At 64.4% G+C, this 13,555-nt stretch carries 13 protein-coding genes; 10 read left to right on the forward strand and 3 right to left on the reverse strand.

What is annotated here, in order from left to right; translation table 11 throughout:
• Positions 1 to 19 precede the first annotated feature (19 nt).
• The 5 genes from NK214_RS14860 (at position 20) to flgL (ending at position 5,736) form a co-directional block, all read left to right on the forward strand.
• Positions 20 to 700 (forward strand): flagellar basal body L-ring protein FlgH, encoded by a 681-nt coding sequence (locus NK214_RS14860; RefSeq protein WP_107799619.1) that lies wholly within the window; start codon positions 20 to 22, stop codon positions 698 to 700.
• An 80-nt stretch (positions 701 to 780) separates the two neighbouring features.
• Positions 781 to 1,857, forward strand: coding sequence for a flagellar basal body P-ring protein FlgI (locus NK214_RS14865; protein ID WP_370445216.1), 1,077 nt, complete (start codon positions 781 to 783; stop codon positions 1,855 to 1,857).
• A gap of 95 nt (positions 1,858 to 1,952) precedes the next feature.
• Positions 1,953 to 2,939, forward strand: a complete 987-nt coding sequence (gene flgJ / locus NK214_RS14870) for a flagellar assembly peptidoglycan hydrolase FlgJ (protein WP_253314874.1) — start codon at positions 1,953 to 1,955, stop codon at positions 2,937 to 2,939.
• Between the two features lie 81 nt (positions 2,940 to 3,020).
• Positions 3,021 to 4,802 carry a flagellar hook-associated protein FlgK gene (gene flgK / locus NK214_RS14875; RefSeq protein ID WP_253314875.1) on the forward strand — a complete coding sequence of 594 codons (1,782 nt, stop codon included), beginning with the start codon at positions 3,021 to 3,023 and terminating at the stop codon, positions 4,800 to 4,802.
• A 10-nt stretch (positions 4,803 to 4,812) separates the two neighbouring features.
• Positions 4,813 to 5,736 carry a flagellar hook-associated protein FlgL gene (flgL, locus tag NK214_RS14880; RefSeq protein ID WP_227107915.1) on the forward strand — a complete coding sequence of 308 codons (924 nt, stop codon included), beginning with the start codon at positions 4,813 to 4,815 and terminating at the stop codon, positions 5,734 to 5,736.
• Between the two features lie 64 nt (positions 5,737 to 5,800).
• Here the strand turns inward: flgL and NK214_RS14885 are convergent, their stop codons facing one another.
• Together NK214_RS14885 and NK214_RS14890 are read right to left on the reverse strand one after the other, a co-directional pair.
• Positions 5,801 to 6,826: a hypothetical protein gene (locus tag NK214_RS14885; RefSeq protein WP_253314876.1), complete on the reverse strand. Its 1,026-nt coding sequence runs from the start codon at positions 6,824 to 6,826 to the stop codon at positions 5,801 to 5,803.
• A 105-nt stretch (positions 6,827 to 6,931) separates the two neighbouring features.
• On the reverse strand, positions 6,932 to 7,681 hold the full coding sequence (locus tag NK214_RS14890) for an MgtC/SapB family protein (protein WP_227107917.1): 750 nt from the start codon (positions 7,679 to 7,681) through the stop codon (positions 6,932 to 6,934).
• 229 nt (positions 7,682 to 7,910) lie between these two features.
• On the opposite strand from NK214_RS14890, the gene NK214_RS14895 reads away from it, so the two are divergent.
• The 5 genes from NK214_RS14895 (at position 7,911) to NK214_RS14915 (ending at position 12,797) form a co-directional block, all read left to right on the forward strand.
• Positions 7,911 to 8,942 carry a flagellin gene (locus NK214_RS14895; protein ID WP_107799612.1) on the forward strand — a complete coding sequence of 344 codons (1,032 nt, stop codon included), beginning with the start codon at positions 7,911 to 7,913 and terminating at the stop codon, positions 8,940 to 8,942.
• 207 nt (positions 8,943 to 9,149) lie between these two features.
• Positions 9,150 to 10,004, forward strand: coding sequence for a hypothetical protein (locus NK214_RS14900; protein ID WP_253314877.1), 855 nt, complete (start codon positions 9,150 to 9,152; stop codon positions 10,002 to 10,004).
• Between the two features lie 25 nt (positions 10,005 to 10,029).
• A complete protein-coding gene (locus NK214_RS14905) occupies positions 10,030 to 11,112 on the forward strand; it encodes a hypothetical protein (protein ID WP_253314878.1) in 1,083 nt (360 codons plus the stop codon).
• Between the two features lie 53 nt (positions 11,113 to 11,165).
• Positions 11,166 to 11,930, forward strand: a complete 765-nt coding sequence (locus tag NK214_RS14910) for a YdcF family protein (RefSeq protein ID WP_253314879.1) — start codon at positions 11,166 to 11,168, stop codon at positions 11,928 to 11,930.
• A 3-nt stretch (positions 11,931 to 11,933) separates the two neighbouring features.
• Complete coding sequence (locus NK214_RS14915; protein ID WP_253314880.1) at positions 11,934 to 12,797, forward strand: AraC family transcriptional regulator; 864 nt, start codon at positions 11,934 to 11,936, stop codon at positions 12,795 to 12,797.
• Here NK214_RS14915 and NK214_RS14920 read toward each other — a convergent pair.
• Positions 12,771 to 13,355, reverse strand: coding sequence for a LysE family translocator (locus NK214_RS14920; RefSeq protein ID WP_253314881.1), 585 nt, complete (start codon positions 13,353 to 13,355; stop codon positions 12,771 to 12,773). The genes NK214_RS14915 and NK214_RS14920 overlap by 27 nt on opposite strands.
• Positions 13,356 to 13,555 lie beyond the last annotated feature (200 nt).

Below are 13,555 nucleotides of genomic sequence, written 5' to 3' on the forward strand. Positions count from 1 at the left end.
TGAATTGACGAGGTGTTTGATGAAGGCGATGGCGATGGCGGCGATGTTGGCCGCACTATTGAGCGCTTGCGTGACCCAGGAGCCGCCGCTGGTGCAGCAGCCGACCAGCGCGCGTCCGCAACCGCAGCCGGTCAGCATGCCCAGCAACGGCTCGATTTTCCAGGCGGCCAGCTACCGGCCGCTGTTTCAGGACCGGATGCCCGCTTATGTCGGCGACACCCTGACCGTGAACATCCAGGAAAACTCGTCGACCTCGGCTTCCGAGCAGACCACCAATACCCGCACCTCGGGCCTGAACAGCAGCATCAACGCCGGCATCAAGATTCCCTTCCTGCCCAGCGGCGCCGCCGGCGGTTTGGCCGGCGCCAATTTCGGCGGCTCGGGTTCGGCCAACAATACCGGCAAGGGCGACAACAAGGTGGCCACCTCCTTCGTCAGCTCCATCACCGTCACGGTGCTGGAGGTGTTGCCCAACGGCAATCTGTCGGTCAGCGGCGAGAAAGTCGTGAGGGTGAACAGCGACACCGAATCGATCCGCCTGTCCGGCGTGATCAATCCGCGCGATATCGGCGCGGACCGCAGCGTGTCTTCGCTCAAGGTGGCGGACGCCCGCATCGAGCAGCAGACCAAGGGGACGCACCGGCTGTACAATGAGCCGGGTTGGCTGGCCAAGTTTTTCATGAGTATATTGCCGATTTAACGGATTACCGGCCCGGGCGCGGCCATCTGGCGGGCGCGATGGGCTGAAAGCGGGCGAAAATGAAGCGATTGATGTTAGCGATGCTGCTGGCGCTGGCCGTGTTTCCGGCCATGGCGGCGCAGCGTTTGAAGGATCTGACCAATGTCGGCGGGGTACGTCCCAACCAGTTGATAGGCTACGGCCTGGTGGTGGGCCTGGACGGCAGCGGCGACAAGGTTACCTCCTCGCCCTTCACCGGCCAGGCGATGTCCAATATGCTGAATCAGCTGGGCGTGCAAGTGCCTCCGGGCACCAAGCTCGATCCCAAGAACATCGCCGCGGTCACGCTGACCGCGACCTTGCCGCCGTTCGCGCGGCAGGGGCAGGCGATAGACGTGACGGCCTCGTCTATCGGCGACGCCAAAAGCCTGCGCGGCGGCACCTTGCTGCTGTCTCCGCTGAAAGGCGCGGACGGGCAGATTTACGCGATGGCGCAGGGCAATGTGGTCGTCGGCGGCGCCGGCGCCTCGGCGGGCGGCAGCTCCGCCCAGATCAATCAGCTCAGCGTGGGCCGCATTCCGGCCGGCGCCACGGTGGAGCGCGAAGTGCCCACCGCGCTGGGGTCCGGCGAATTCGTCAATCTGGAACTGCGCGAGTCCGATTTCACCACCGCCAACCGCGTGGTGCAGGCGATCAACAAATCGTTCGGCCAGGGCACCGCGCGCGCGGTGGACGGCAGGCTGATCGAAGTGCGCGCGCCCTTCGATCCGGACCAGCGCGTGCAGTTTCTGTCCAAGATGGAAAATATTGCCGTCGACCCGGCAGATGTTTCCCCCACCGTCATCATCAACGCCCGCACCGGCTCCATCGTGATGAATCAGGCGGTGACCCTGGCGCCGTGCGCGGTGTCGCACGGCAACTTGACGGTGACCGTCAGCAACACGCCGCAAGTGAGCCAGCCCAACCCGCTGTCCGGCGGCAAGACCACGGTGACCAACCAGGCCGACATCAGCATCAACACCCCGGGCAGCAAGCTGATCAGCCTGCCCAACGGCGCCAATCTGTCGCGGGTGGTGGCGGCGTTGAACGCGTTGGGCGCCAACGCTCAGGATCTGATTTCCATCTTGCAGGCGATGAAATCCGCCGGCGCGTTGAAAGCGGATCTGCAGATTATCTGAGCGCCGCCAGGACGGCGAACAACAAAGACGGCCGCGCGGCCGTCTTTTTATTCCTGGCCCGAATCTTGCTATTAGCTGGATTCCAGGAGCGAGAAATGACGATTCAGTCCATCAATGCCGGCGCCGTGAGCGCCAACGATTTGCTAAACCGGCAGCTGGCCGTGGATCCGAACCAGCTGAACGAGCTGCGGGCGCAGGCGATCAAGGACCCCAAGGGCGCGGCGAGACAGGCTGCGTCGCAGTTCGAGGCCTTGTTGATGAGCACCTTGCTCAAGAGCATGCGCGAGACCAAGTTCGACCCGGAAGGCGAATCCAACGATTTGAGCACCTACCAAGGCCTGTACGATCAGCAACTGACTCAGGCTTTGAGCTCCAACGGCGGCCTGGGGCTGGGCGATATGTTGTATCGCCAGATCGCCAAGCAGTCGAACTTCGATCCGGACGACAAGAGCGCGCGCACGATTTACGCCGCTCCCGGCCCGCAATTGGCCGCGCGTCCGGCCGGCGGCGCCAAGGCCCTGCAGGCCTACCAGGAAGCGCAGCAGACCGCCGGCGCGGTGTTGAGCTTGACGGCTCCGGCGGCTCAGACCAAGGTCGAGGCGGCCGGCAAGGGCGGCAGCCGCGACTTCGCCGCCGAAATGCTGCCGCATGCCCGCACGGCCGCGGCCCAGCTGGGCGTGGCGCCGGAAGCCGTGGTCGCGCACGCGGCGCTGGAAAGCGGCTGGGGCAAGCGGGCGATCCGCCATCCGGACGGCAGCAACAGCCATAATCTGTTCGGCATCAAGGCCAGCGGCGATTGGCAGGGACGCACGGTCAGCGTGATGACCACCGAATACGAGGGCGGCGTCGCGCAGAAGCGGGTGGAGAAATTCCGCGCCTACGGTTCTTATTCCGAGGCCTTCAGCGACTACGCCCGTTTGTTGAAGGATTCGCCGCGCTACAAGAGCGCGCTGAACCAGGGGCAGAATATGTACGGCTTCGCGCATGCGCTGCAATCCGGCGGCTACGCCACCGATCCGCGCTACGCGCGCAAGCTGGTGGACGTGGCGGCGACTTTGGCGCAGCAAACCACGCGCAGTTAAGGACAAGGCAGCGGCGGCCGAGCTTGCACTTCAGGGTCAAGTTTTGGCGCGCCGGGCCGATAAGGCAAAGAGAGGTAAATCATGAGCTCCAATATTTTCTCGATCGGCGTGAGCGGACTGAATGCGGCTCAAACGGCTTTGTCGGTAACCGGCAACAACATCGCCAATGTCTCCACGCCGGGGTACAACGTTCAATACATCACCCAGGCCGGCCGCACGCCGCAATATCAGGGCTTCGGCTTCCTGGGGCAGGGCGTGGACGTCACCAATGTGCTGCGCACCTATGACAAATTCCTGTCCGGCCAGGTGCAGACCGCGCAGACCAACAGCAGCTATTACAGCACCCAGGTCAAGCAGCTGAATCAGATCAACAATCTGATGGCGTCGACCGACGTGTCCATTCTGCCCGCCTTGCAGGATTTCTTCGGCGCGATGCAGACGCTGTCGCAGCAGCCGGACGCCATTCCCAGCCGGCAGACCGTGCTCAATATGGCCCAGGCGCTGAGCACCAAGTTCGCTACCGTCGACGGTCAACTGCAGCAACTGCAGTCCGGCGCCAACGGCCAGATCAAGAGCACGGTGGACAGCATCAACTCGCTGGCCTCGCAGATCGCCAGCCTCAACACCGAAATCGCCGCCTTGACCGGTGGCAATCAGCTGAGCGCGCAGCCCAACACGCTGATGGACCAGCGCGATCAGGCCATGCTGGAATTGAACAAGCTGGTCAGCGCCAAGGCCGTGCCGCAGGCGGACGGTACTTACTCGGTATACGTTGGCAACGGCCAGACCCTGGTGACCGGCGGTCAGACCAATACCCTGGCCACCCAGCCGCTGCCCAGCGATCCCACCACCTTGCAATTGGTGTTCAACAATCCCAACGGCACGGTGACGGCGATTCCGAACAATCTGATGTCCGGCGGCCAACTGGGCGGTTTGCTGAACTTCCGCGACGGCCCTTTGTTGCAGGCCCGGCAACAGCTGGGCACGATGGCGATCAACTTTTCCGCTTCGATCAATTATCAGAACCAGCTGGGCGTGGACAATACCGGCGCCGCCGGCCTGCCCATCTTCAACGATCTGAGCAGCTACGCCGCCAATCCGCAGAATGCGGCCAGCAATCTGCAAGTGCTGATGGGCGATCCCAATAAACTGGCCACCGCGTCCAATATGGTGTCCACCGGCGGCGCCGGCGGCAACGGCGTCACCATGAGCGGCGTGTGGGCCACCTTGCCGGGCGGTTACGCGGGCAGCATCAACAGCGTGCCGCCGGTCTTTCCCGGCACCGGCACGCATCCGTCCATCGGCATGACCGGGATGACCATCACCGCCGCGGGCAGCCCGGCGACGATGACGGCCACCATCGCCGGCCCCAACGGCGGCGGACCTTACAATGTGGTGCCGGTGGGCGGCGGCGCCAGCAATAGTTTCAAACTGCAGACCACGGCGGTGCCGCCGGTGGACGTGGGTGTCAGCTTTCAGCTGTCCGGCGCGCCGATCAACGGCCAGACCTTTACCGTGGGGCCGGCGCCGGCAGGGACCAAGCCGCCGCCGGGCGACAACACCAATTTGCGCGAGCTGCTGGCGCAGCAGAACCTCAAGCTGATGGGCAATCAGTCCTACGGTTCGTATTATTCGACGTTGGTGGCCTCGGTGGGCAACCAGACCAACACCGCGCAATTGCAGTCCGCGGCCATGCAGACTACTTTGAAGCAGACCACGGAAAGCCTGTCCAATGTCACCGGGGTGAGCCTGGATCAGGAGGCGGCCAACCTGATCAAGTACCAACAGTCCTATCAGGCGTGCAGCAAGGTGATACAGGTGGCGCAAACCACCTTCTCCAGCATTCTGAACCTGATGGGCTAAGGAGAGACCGATGCGTATCAGCTCCAACAATATTTATCAGTCAGGCCTGAACAATATGCAGAGCCTGCAGGCCAACATCTACAAGCTCACCATGCAGATCGACAATCAGCAAAGGGTGGTGACGCCGGCCGACGATCCGGTGGCCGCGGCGCGCATTCTGCTGATCAGCCAGTCGCAGGGACAGAACAGCCAGTACATCAACAACACCCAGGCGGTCAGTTCCTGGCTGTCGCTGTCGGAAACCGCGATCAAGAGTTCGTCGGACCTGATGGCCAGCATGAAGAGCCTGGCGATTTCCGCCGGCAGCGGCGCGTTGAGCCCAACCGAGCTGCAGGCGATCCAGAAGCAGCTGCAGGAAGGCATCACCGAGTTGACGACTTACGCCAACTCCACCGACGGCCGCGGCAATTACCTGTTCAGCGGCAACAAGACCGATACGCTGCCCTTCGCGGTCAGCTTGTCGGCGGTGCCGCCGGCTTCGTATCTGGGCGATACCGGCCAGCGCAGCGTGCAGATCAGCGCTTCGCAGCAGATGACGATTTCCGACCCTGGCAGCACGGTGTTCGGCACGCCCGGCGGCAGCGCCACCGCGGCCTTCGACGGTCTGATCCAGTTGAACACTCTGCTGGGCCAGAATCCCAAGCCCGCCAACTTCGGCACCCAGCTGAACAGCGCGATCAACGCCATCGATGCGGCTCAGCAGCAGATGTCGCTGTCTTTGGCGTCCATCGGCGCGCGCGGCCAGCAGAACGACAATATGCAGAATGTCGGGGGCAGCCTGAAACTGCAATACGCCAGCAGCATCGGCGATTTGCAGGATCTGGACATGCCGCAGGCGATATCGGACTTCACCTTGGCGCAGACCTCGTTGAAGTACAGCCAGCTGACCTATAACAAGGTGACTCAGCTTTCGCTGTTCAACTATATCTCCTAATCCGGCGTGCGCCGGACAAGACAAAGGCCGCGTAAGCGGCCTTTGTCGTTGGCGCGGGCCGGGTTCAGCCGTAGACGTCCACCTGGCTGATGCGGCCGGCGCGGCCGTCTTCGGTCAGGTAGACGCCGGAGCGACGAATATCGGCCTGGGACTGGTTGTCGGCGTTCTTGATGCTGAACGGGCTGTCCACGCTGGGCAGCAGGATGGCGCCGATGCCCAATTCCTTCAAGCCCATCAACTGGTCTTTGTCGCCGTCGCGGCCGGACCAGAGCTTCAATTGCGCGAACGCGGCGTCGCCGTCGTCCAGCACGCCGTCGCCGTTGCCGTCCAGCTTGGCCAGATCGGCGAAGCCGTTGCCCGATTGGGTGCCGAACAATTCCTTGCCGTCGTTGATCTTGCCGTCGCCGTTGCGGTCCAGGGCCAGCCAGCCGCCGTTGTTGATGAAGGGCAGCTGGCTTTGCTGGCCCTTGCTCTGCAGATCGAAGCTGACGCTGGCGCCGCTGAAGCTGCCGGCGTCGTTGCCCAGGCTGAGCATCAGCGGGTCGGTGGCCTTGCCGTTGCCAAACTGTATCGTGCTGCTGCTGTGGTATTCGAAGCTGCGGCTCATTTGCACGTCCAGCGCGAAATTGAACTCGCGTCCGTCCTGTGTCTTGATCGAGCCCTTGGCCGAAAACGCCAGGCTTTCGCTTTCCTGGTAGTCGACGGTCTGTTTGAACTCGCCGCCGGCGAGCGCTTGCTGCGACTGCGGGGCAGAGGACTGGCCGGATCGCGCGGGGCGCGAGTCGGCGGATGGCTCGCCTTGGCCGTCGTCTCTTTGCAAAGTGCCGTCAACAACCTTGAACTTGACGCCCAGCACCTTTTCCAGAATGTCCTTGATCAGCCCCAGCATCGGCGTCATGCCATCGGCGAAGGCCTTGTCCTTGGCGCTGGCGTTGACGCCGTCGGAGCTTAGGCTGACGTCGGAGGAAGGTTTGGCCGGAGGGGAGGACGGGGGCAGTTGCGCCCAGGTGCGGCTTTGTTGTTGAACGCTGAGGCTTTGGCTGAAACTGTATTGGCTGCTCATCGACAGCGCCATGGACGCGACTCGCATTGCAGACTCCGGAACAGGAAGTGTAGGTGAACTGATATCGTCAATCCGGAGGGAAACTTGATGGCGTGGAAACACCTAGCCGGCGGGCCGGCCGGGCGATAGGCCTTAATTGCGCGCGGGCTGGATGCTGAGGGTTTCGATATGGTCGATCTGCATGATTTCGCGCGACAGATCCACGACATTGATCAGGTCGCGCCGGTTTTGCGCGGAGACCAGAAAGCTCCACTCAGTGGCGTCCGGGCCGGCGTTCAGCGCGATGCTGTCCTCGTGTAGGCGCACGCCGAAGCGGAGCAGGCCGGCGCTGAGCGTCTGCACCGTCCATTGGTATTCCGGCTTGAAGCGGATGACGATGAACAGGCTGAAGCGGCGCGGCAAGCGGTTCTCCATCTGATTGATGGAGAGCATGCACAGCACGCACAGCAAGGTGATGGCGATGGCCGCGGCGTAGAAGCCTACGCCGACGAGGATGCCGATCACCGAGGACATCCAGATCGAGGCGGCCGAGGTCAGGCCGCTGATGCTCAGCCCTTCCTTCATGATCATGCCGGCGCCGAGGAAGCCGACGCCGGTCAGCACGCCCTGGGCCACACGGGTCATGTCGCCGTGGGTCATGTCGGGATAGAGGCCGCCGTACCAGTAGCCGGAGTAACCGACGATGCTGATGGCCGCGGCGGAGGCCATGGACACCAGGCCGTAGGTGCGCATGCCGGCGGCGCGGCCGTTGAACCAGCGCTCGTAACCCACCAGACAACCCAGCAACAGGCCGCCCAATAGGTTCAGCGTGATCAGCAGATTGACTTCCCACTTGGGGGTGGACCAGTACTGGCCGATCAGTTCGGAAAAGGATAGTGCCATGCGGGCTCCTGCGGCGCTTTGAAACGGCGAACGGACCGACGATAGCAAGTTGCGAGGCCGGCGGCTACTGGCTTGAGGGCGCGGCATGCTCAGGGGCGAGGAGGCGAGGCAAGACGGCGATGTGATTTTTCACGTTTTGGGCGGGCTTAAGTTTGTCAGTAGACGGCCGCCTTGTGATGGTGACGGCAGCAATGCCGGACCAACCAACCTGACTTCTGGAGCAAAAGCTATGCTGAGCCTGCACACCAATATCGCCGCACTGAACACCAAGTCCAACCTGACCGGCACCCAAACCGCGCTGTCCACCTCGATGACCCGTCTGGGCACCGGCTTCCGCATCAACTCCGCAATGGACGACGCCGCCGGCCTGCAGATCGCTACCCGTCTGGACGCGCAAAGCCGCGGCATGCAAGTGGCGATGAAAAACGCGCAGAACGGCATCTCCATGCTGCAAACCGCCGAAGGCGCGCTGAACGAAGTGTCCAACATCCTGCAGCGCATGAAGGACCTGTCCACCGAAGGCGCCAACGCCACCTCCACCAAAGCCGACAAGAGCGCGATGCAGTCCGAATTCGCCGAACTGGGCAAGGAACTGACCAACATCATGAAGAACACCTCCTTCGGCGGCGAGAAACTGCTGCAAGGCGGCAAGCTGACCGATGAGATGAAGTTCCAGATCGGCGCGTCGGCCGACGAATCCATGACGGTGAACATGAAGGATGGCATGACCGCGCTGAACAATGCGCTGGGCAGCGTTTCCAAGACCTTCTTCAAAGATGACACCGCCAGCACTGACTACGCCACCGCCGTCAAGACCGCTACCGATGCGATGCCGGCTCTGGTGACCGCGACCGACGCCGCCAAAGCCGCTTACGACGCCGCTCCGACCGATGGCACCAAGAAAACCGCTTACGAAACCGCGCTGAAGGCTCAGCAAGACGGCCAAGCCGCGCTGGACAAAGCCGCCAAGGGCGACGAAATCGGCAAAACCGACACCATCAACACCATCCAGGCCGCTCTGGATTCGGTAGGTTCGGTTCGCTCCTCCCTGGGCGCCAACGCCAACCGTCTGGACCACGTGAACAACAACCTGGCCAACGTGAACAACAACACCCTGGCCGCCAAAGGCCGCATCATGGACACCGACTACGCCAACGAAAGCGCCAGCATGACTTCCAAGCAAATGCTGATGCAAGCCGGCACTTCCATGCTGAAGCAAAGCGGCAGCATGAGCAGCCTGGCGATGTCCCTGCTGCAGTAATCGCGATTCAGCGTCGATCCGGCGCGAATCTGGAGCCAGCTGCGTACGCGGCTGGCTTTTTTGCGTCATGCGAGCGGACTTTTGTGAAGGGGCAAGGCGATTTCAATCAGAGCGATCACGGCGGCGACCCCGGTTACGCCGAGCGCGCCGATCTCGAACGGCGCGCAGCCGGGCGCGGAACTGACGCCGGGCCGGCAGTGGGAAGCGGTGCTGAGCCGCACCGCGGACGGCCGTCCGCTGTTGAGCGGCGACGGCGTCCAGCTGGCCCTGCCGACATGGCCGCAAGGCCTGGCGGAGCTGACGCCGGGAGCGGTGTTGAAAGTACTGGTGCTGGCCACGCAGCCGCGGCTGGAACTGTCGCTGTTGATGGAAAAGCCGGATGGCGACAGCGGCGGCGAAGCGCCGGCGCGGGCCTGGCAGCTGGAGCAGGCCGCGATGCCGAAGTTGGCGAGACCTCAGCCGGCCGCCGCCGAATTGGCGCAGTCCTGGCGGCAGGCTTTGCTGGGGCGCTTGACCCAGGCCGCGACCCAGTTCCAGCAGGCGGGCGGCAGCCATCTGCCGGGCGCCTTGTTGCAGCAGTTGCCGGAGCTGGCTCTGGCCGGCCTCAGGCAGGCCGCCGGCGAGCCGCCCTTGCCGCTGACTCTGCCGTTTTGGCTGTGGGGCGGTCCGGCGCTGACCTTGAGCGTAGAGGACGCGCTGGAGCGCGAGTCCGAGCCGGAACGGGACGAACTGGACCTGCTGCTGTGGCTGACGGCGCCGGGAATCGGCGCATTCTGCCTGCGCATCCGCCGCGTGGCGGCCGGGGTGGCGCTGGCCTTTGTGGCCGAGGCCGAGGTGTGCCGGGCTCTGCGTCGGCGCCTGCCGGAGATTGAGGCCGCGGCGGAGCGAGGCGGCGGCAGGCTCGCCGCTTGCTTGATCGGCGAGCGCATGCCGTGGAGCGGCTTGGCGATCAGCCGGCACGGCGCAACGGGTTTGCAGGCGCAGCGTCTGTCGCCGCTGCTGTTTGCGGTGGCGGCGGAAGTGGCCGGCCAGTTGCTGGCGGGAGACGGCGCGCCGCTTTGACCCGGCCGTGGTCTATAGTGGGTCCATGTTGCGCCTTCTCATACTGCTTCTGTGTCTGCTGAGCGTGGAGCCGGTCGCCGCCGATCCGGCGGCCAAGGGCGTCGGCGCGCCGCCAGCCCGGGATAATCCGGCGCGAGAGTGGACCGAGTGGGACGGCCCCGTCAGCGGGCCCGCGGCGCAGCCTGGCCGCAGCGTCTGGTTTTTGGCGTCGGACTTGCGCAACGGCGGCGTGGTCGGGGTTTACCGGGGCCTGGCCGAGGCGGGGCGTTTGCTGGGCTGGCGCGTGACGCTGCTGGATGGGCAGGGGCAGCGGAATTCCTTGCTCCAGTTTCTGGAGCGCGCGCAGCGGGAGCGGCCGGCCGCCGTGGCTTTGGGCGGTTTCGACGCCCAGGAATTCCAGCCGCAGATTCAAGGCCTGCACGCGCTGGGCGTGCCCGTGCTCGGCTGGCATGCCGGAGACAAGCCCGGCCCGGTGCCCGGACTGCTGTTCACGAATATCTCCACCAGCCCCTTGGCCGCGGCGCAAGCCGCCGCCGACTACATCGCGGCCAGCAGCCGCGGCCCGGTCGGCGTGGTACTGTTCACCGACAGCCGTTTCGCCATCGCCACCGCCAAAACCCGGCAGGCGGTGCGGCAGCTGCAGACGTGCCGGCGCTGCAAGGTGCTGGCGGTGGAAGACATCTCGCTGGCTCAGGTCCAGCAGCTGTTGCCGGCGCGGGTGGCGGAACTGTATCGGCGCCACGGCAAGGCCTGGACCCACAGCATAGGTATCAACGATCTGTATTACGACTCCATCGGTTATCCGCTGGGCAAGCTGAACGCCTCCGTCGTCAATATTTCGCTGGGTGACGGCTCGCTGAGCGCGATGAGGCGGATTCGGGCGGGCCTGATGCAGGAGGCGACCATCGCCGAGCCTTTGCACTTGCATGGCTGGCAGATGGCCGATGAGCTGAACCGCGCCTTTGCCCGCCAGCCGCCCAGCCTGTACGTCACCCAGCCGCATCTCTTGGTCAAACAGACGATACGCGACAGTTATCTGAGCATCGGCTACGATCCGGCCAACGGCTACCGCCGCGCCTACGCGGCCATTTGGTTCCCGCGGCATTGATTTGCCGCGCGACGCGTGCTTAACTGGCGCTCAATCCACGCATCGTCATCCCCATGATCTCCACGATTTCCACGCAGGCGCTGGTCCATTTGGTGTTGGGCGCCTTCTTGCTGCCGCCGCTGAACATGTTGTTGCTGATCTTGCTGGGACTGGGGCTGCGCCGCCGCTGGCGGCGCCTGGGCGCCGGCCTGCTGGCTTTGGGCATGGCGGGCCTGTACGCCTTGAGCACGCCGATGATGGCGATGTGGCTGAACCGGGGCCTGGAACGCTATCCGGTGATAGGCGCGGAGCCGTTGAGCCGGGCGGAGGCCATCGTGGTCTTGTCCGGCGGCAAGAAGCCCGCGCCGGAATACGGCGGCATGGAACCGGGCGCGGACTCGCTGGCGCGGCTGCGTTACGCCGCGCGGCTGGCGCATCAAAGCGGCAAGCCGATACTGCTGACCGGCGGCGCGCCGATGGGCGGGGAAGCCGAAGGCGCGGTGATGGCGCGGGTCCTGCGCGAGGAATACGGCATCGTCCCCCGTTGGGTGGAGACGCGTTCCAACACCACGCTGGAAAACGCCCGCTACTCCGCCGAATTGCTGCGTGCGGCCGGAATCAAGCGGATTGCGCTGGTCAGCCAGGGCTGGCATTTGCGTCGAGCCTTGCCGTTTTTCCAGCGTCAGGGTTTGGAAGTCACCGCCGCGCCAACTGCCTTTATCCGCTACGACGGCGGCGGCGTCGCCTGGTATCTGCCTAGCGGCCGAGCGATGCAGGAGTGCCACGCCGCGTTGAGGGAATGGCTGGGCATGCTGTTTTACCGGATGAAGGGAGAGTAGCCCATGCCGACGCAATCCGCCGCGCCCGCGCGGCCAAGAGTCGATCATCGCTTCTGGCGCGACGCGGCCTTGCCGCAGTTCGAGGCGCGCTCAGTGGCGGACGGACGCCGCGTCTGTTACGCCAGGCACGCGCATGAGACGTTTTCCCTGGGCGTCATCACCGCCGGTGCCTGCGACTACTTCAACGGCAAGGTGCGCCGCAGCGAGCGGGGCGCCTTGGTGTTGATGAATCCGGGCGACATCCATGCCTGCAATCCGGTGGCGGGGCAGGCCTGGTCCTATCGCATGCTGTATGTGGATGTGGGCTGGCTGGGCGGATTGCAGCAAAGGCTGGGTCAGGGCCAGGCCGGCGGCTTTCGTCCCTTTGGCGAGGCGGCGAGCCGGGACCCGCGGCTGTTCTCCGGCTTCAACGCCTTGTTCGATGTGCTGTGCGCGGAGGGGCGGGAGCTCTTGGAGAAAGACGCGGCGGCCACCGCCTTCTTCGACGGCGCGCACCGGGTATTGGGCTTGGCCGTCGAGCCGGCGGCGGAATCGAATCAGCGTTTGGCGCGCGCGGCGGAATATATCGCCGCGCATTGCGATCAAGCCTTGCGCTTGGAGGAGATCTGCGCGGCGGCGGACTTGTCGGCCTCCTATCTGATCCGCGCGTTCAAGCGGCGTTACGGCGTCACGCCTCATGGCTTTCTGCTGAATCAGCGGGTGCAACTGGCGCGGCGGCTGATGCGCGGCGGCCTGCCCTTGGCGGAGGTGGCGCAGGCCGTCGGCTTCTCCGATCAAGCTCATCTGCATAAAATCTTCAAGCAGTACGTGGCCGCCACGCCGGGACAGTACCGCGGGGGCTCAGGTCAACAAGCCCAGCGCGCTTAGTCCCAGCAAGACCGCCATCGCTTGGTTGAAGCGGCGCAGCCGCCCAGCCGAGGCCAGTTTCTGTCCGAGCCAGGCGCCGGCCAGAACCCAGCAGGCTACCGAGGCGTAGCAAATCAGAAAGTAAAGCGCGGCGAAGCGCCATAAGGCCATTGCGTCTTGGCCCGAGGTGAACGCGGCGCAGCCCGCCAGCGCCGCGACCCAGGCCTTGGGGTTCAGCCATTGAATCGCCGCGCCCCGCCACCAGCCGGGTTGGACGCCGCTTTTGTCCCAGTCCAGCGCGCCGTCGCTGCGAGCCAATTGATACGCCATATAGAGCAAGAACGCCACGCCGGCCCATTGCAGCGCCTGCGTCAGTGCCGGCCATTGTCCCAGGGTCTGTTCCAGGCCCAGGCCGGTCAGCAGCAGAAGCAGGGTGAAACCGACGGTGGCGCCGCCGACATGGCGCATGCCGGCGCGCGCGCCATGCTGAGCGCCGCAACTGAGCGCGACGATATTGACCGGGCCGGGCGTGATGGAGGCGGCCAGCGCGAAGCCGGCCATGGCGAGAGTCTGATTCATGATGTGTCCTGGAGGGTGGGCGATGCGGACAAAGTAGCCGGGCGAGGGCGGGGCGTATTGTAGAAAATTGACCTGTCGGAGAGGTTTATCAAAAAATGCCTTTGACATGAACGGTTTAATGTAATACCAATTAAATACCAGCAAGATCTGGGCTGACGTCCCGTTTGGCTCCCGTCTCCTGCGCGCGCCGACGCGGACGC

Source organism: Chromobacterium sp. S0633 (genome assembly GCF_024158805.1).
Taxonomy (GTDB): Bacteria; Pseudomonadota; Gammaproteobacteria; order Burkholderiales; family Chromobacteriaceae; genus Chromobacterium.

Excerpts from the sequence above, each read along its gene's own strand:
- NK214_RS14860 (WP_107799619.1), top strand. The coding sequence starts at position 20 with ATGAAGGCGATGGCGATGGCGGCGATGTTGGCCGCACTATTGAGCGCT.
- NK214_RS14865 (WP_370445216.1), top strand. The coding sequence starts at position 781 with ATGCTGCTGGCGCTGGCCGTGTTTCCGGCCATGGCGGCGCAGCGTTTG.
- flgJ (WP_253314874.1), top strand. The coding sequence starts at position 1,953 with ATGACGATTCAGTCCATCAATGCCGGCGCCGTGAGCGCCAACGATTTG.
- flgK (WP_253314875.1), top strand. The coding sequence starts at position 3,021 with ATGAGCTCCAATATTTTCTCGATCGGCGTGAGCGGACTGAATGCGGCT.
- flgL (WP_227107915.1), top strand. The coding sequence starts at position 4,813 with ATGCGTATCAGCTCCAACAATATTTATCAGTCAGGCCTGAACAATATG.
- NK214_RS14885 (WP_253314876.1), bottom strand. The coding sequence starts at position 6,826 with ATGCGAGTCGCGTCCATGGCGCTGTCGATGAGCAGCCAATACAGTTTC.
- NK214_RS14890 (WP_227107917.1), bottom strand. The coding sequence starts at position 7,681 with ATGGCACTATCCTTTTCCGAACTGATCGGCCAGTACTGGTCCACCCCC.
- NK214_RS14895 (WP_107799612.1), top strand. The coding sequence starts at position 7,911 with ATGCTGAGCCTGCACACCAATATCGCCGCACTGAACACCAAGTCCAAC.
- NK214_RS14905 (WP_253314878.1), top strand. The coding sequence starts at position 10,030 with ATGTTGCGCCTTCTCATACTGCTTCTGTGTCTGCTGAGCGTGGAGCCG.
- NK214_RS14910 (WP_253314879.1), top strand. The coding sequence starts at position 11,166 with ATGATCTCCACGATTTCCACGCAGGCGCTGGTCCATTTGGTGTTGGGC.
- NK214_RS14915 (WP_253314880.1), top strand. The coding sequence starts at position 11,934 with ATGCCGACGCAATCCGCCGCGCCCGCGCGGCCAAGAGTCGATCATCGC.
- NK214_RS14920 (WP_253314881.1), bottom strand. The coding sequence starts at position 13,355 with ATGAATCAGACTCTCGCCATGGCCGGCTTCGCGCTGGCCGCCTCCATC.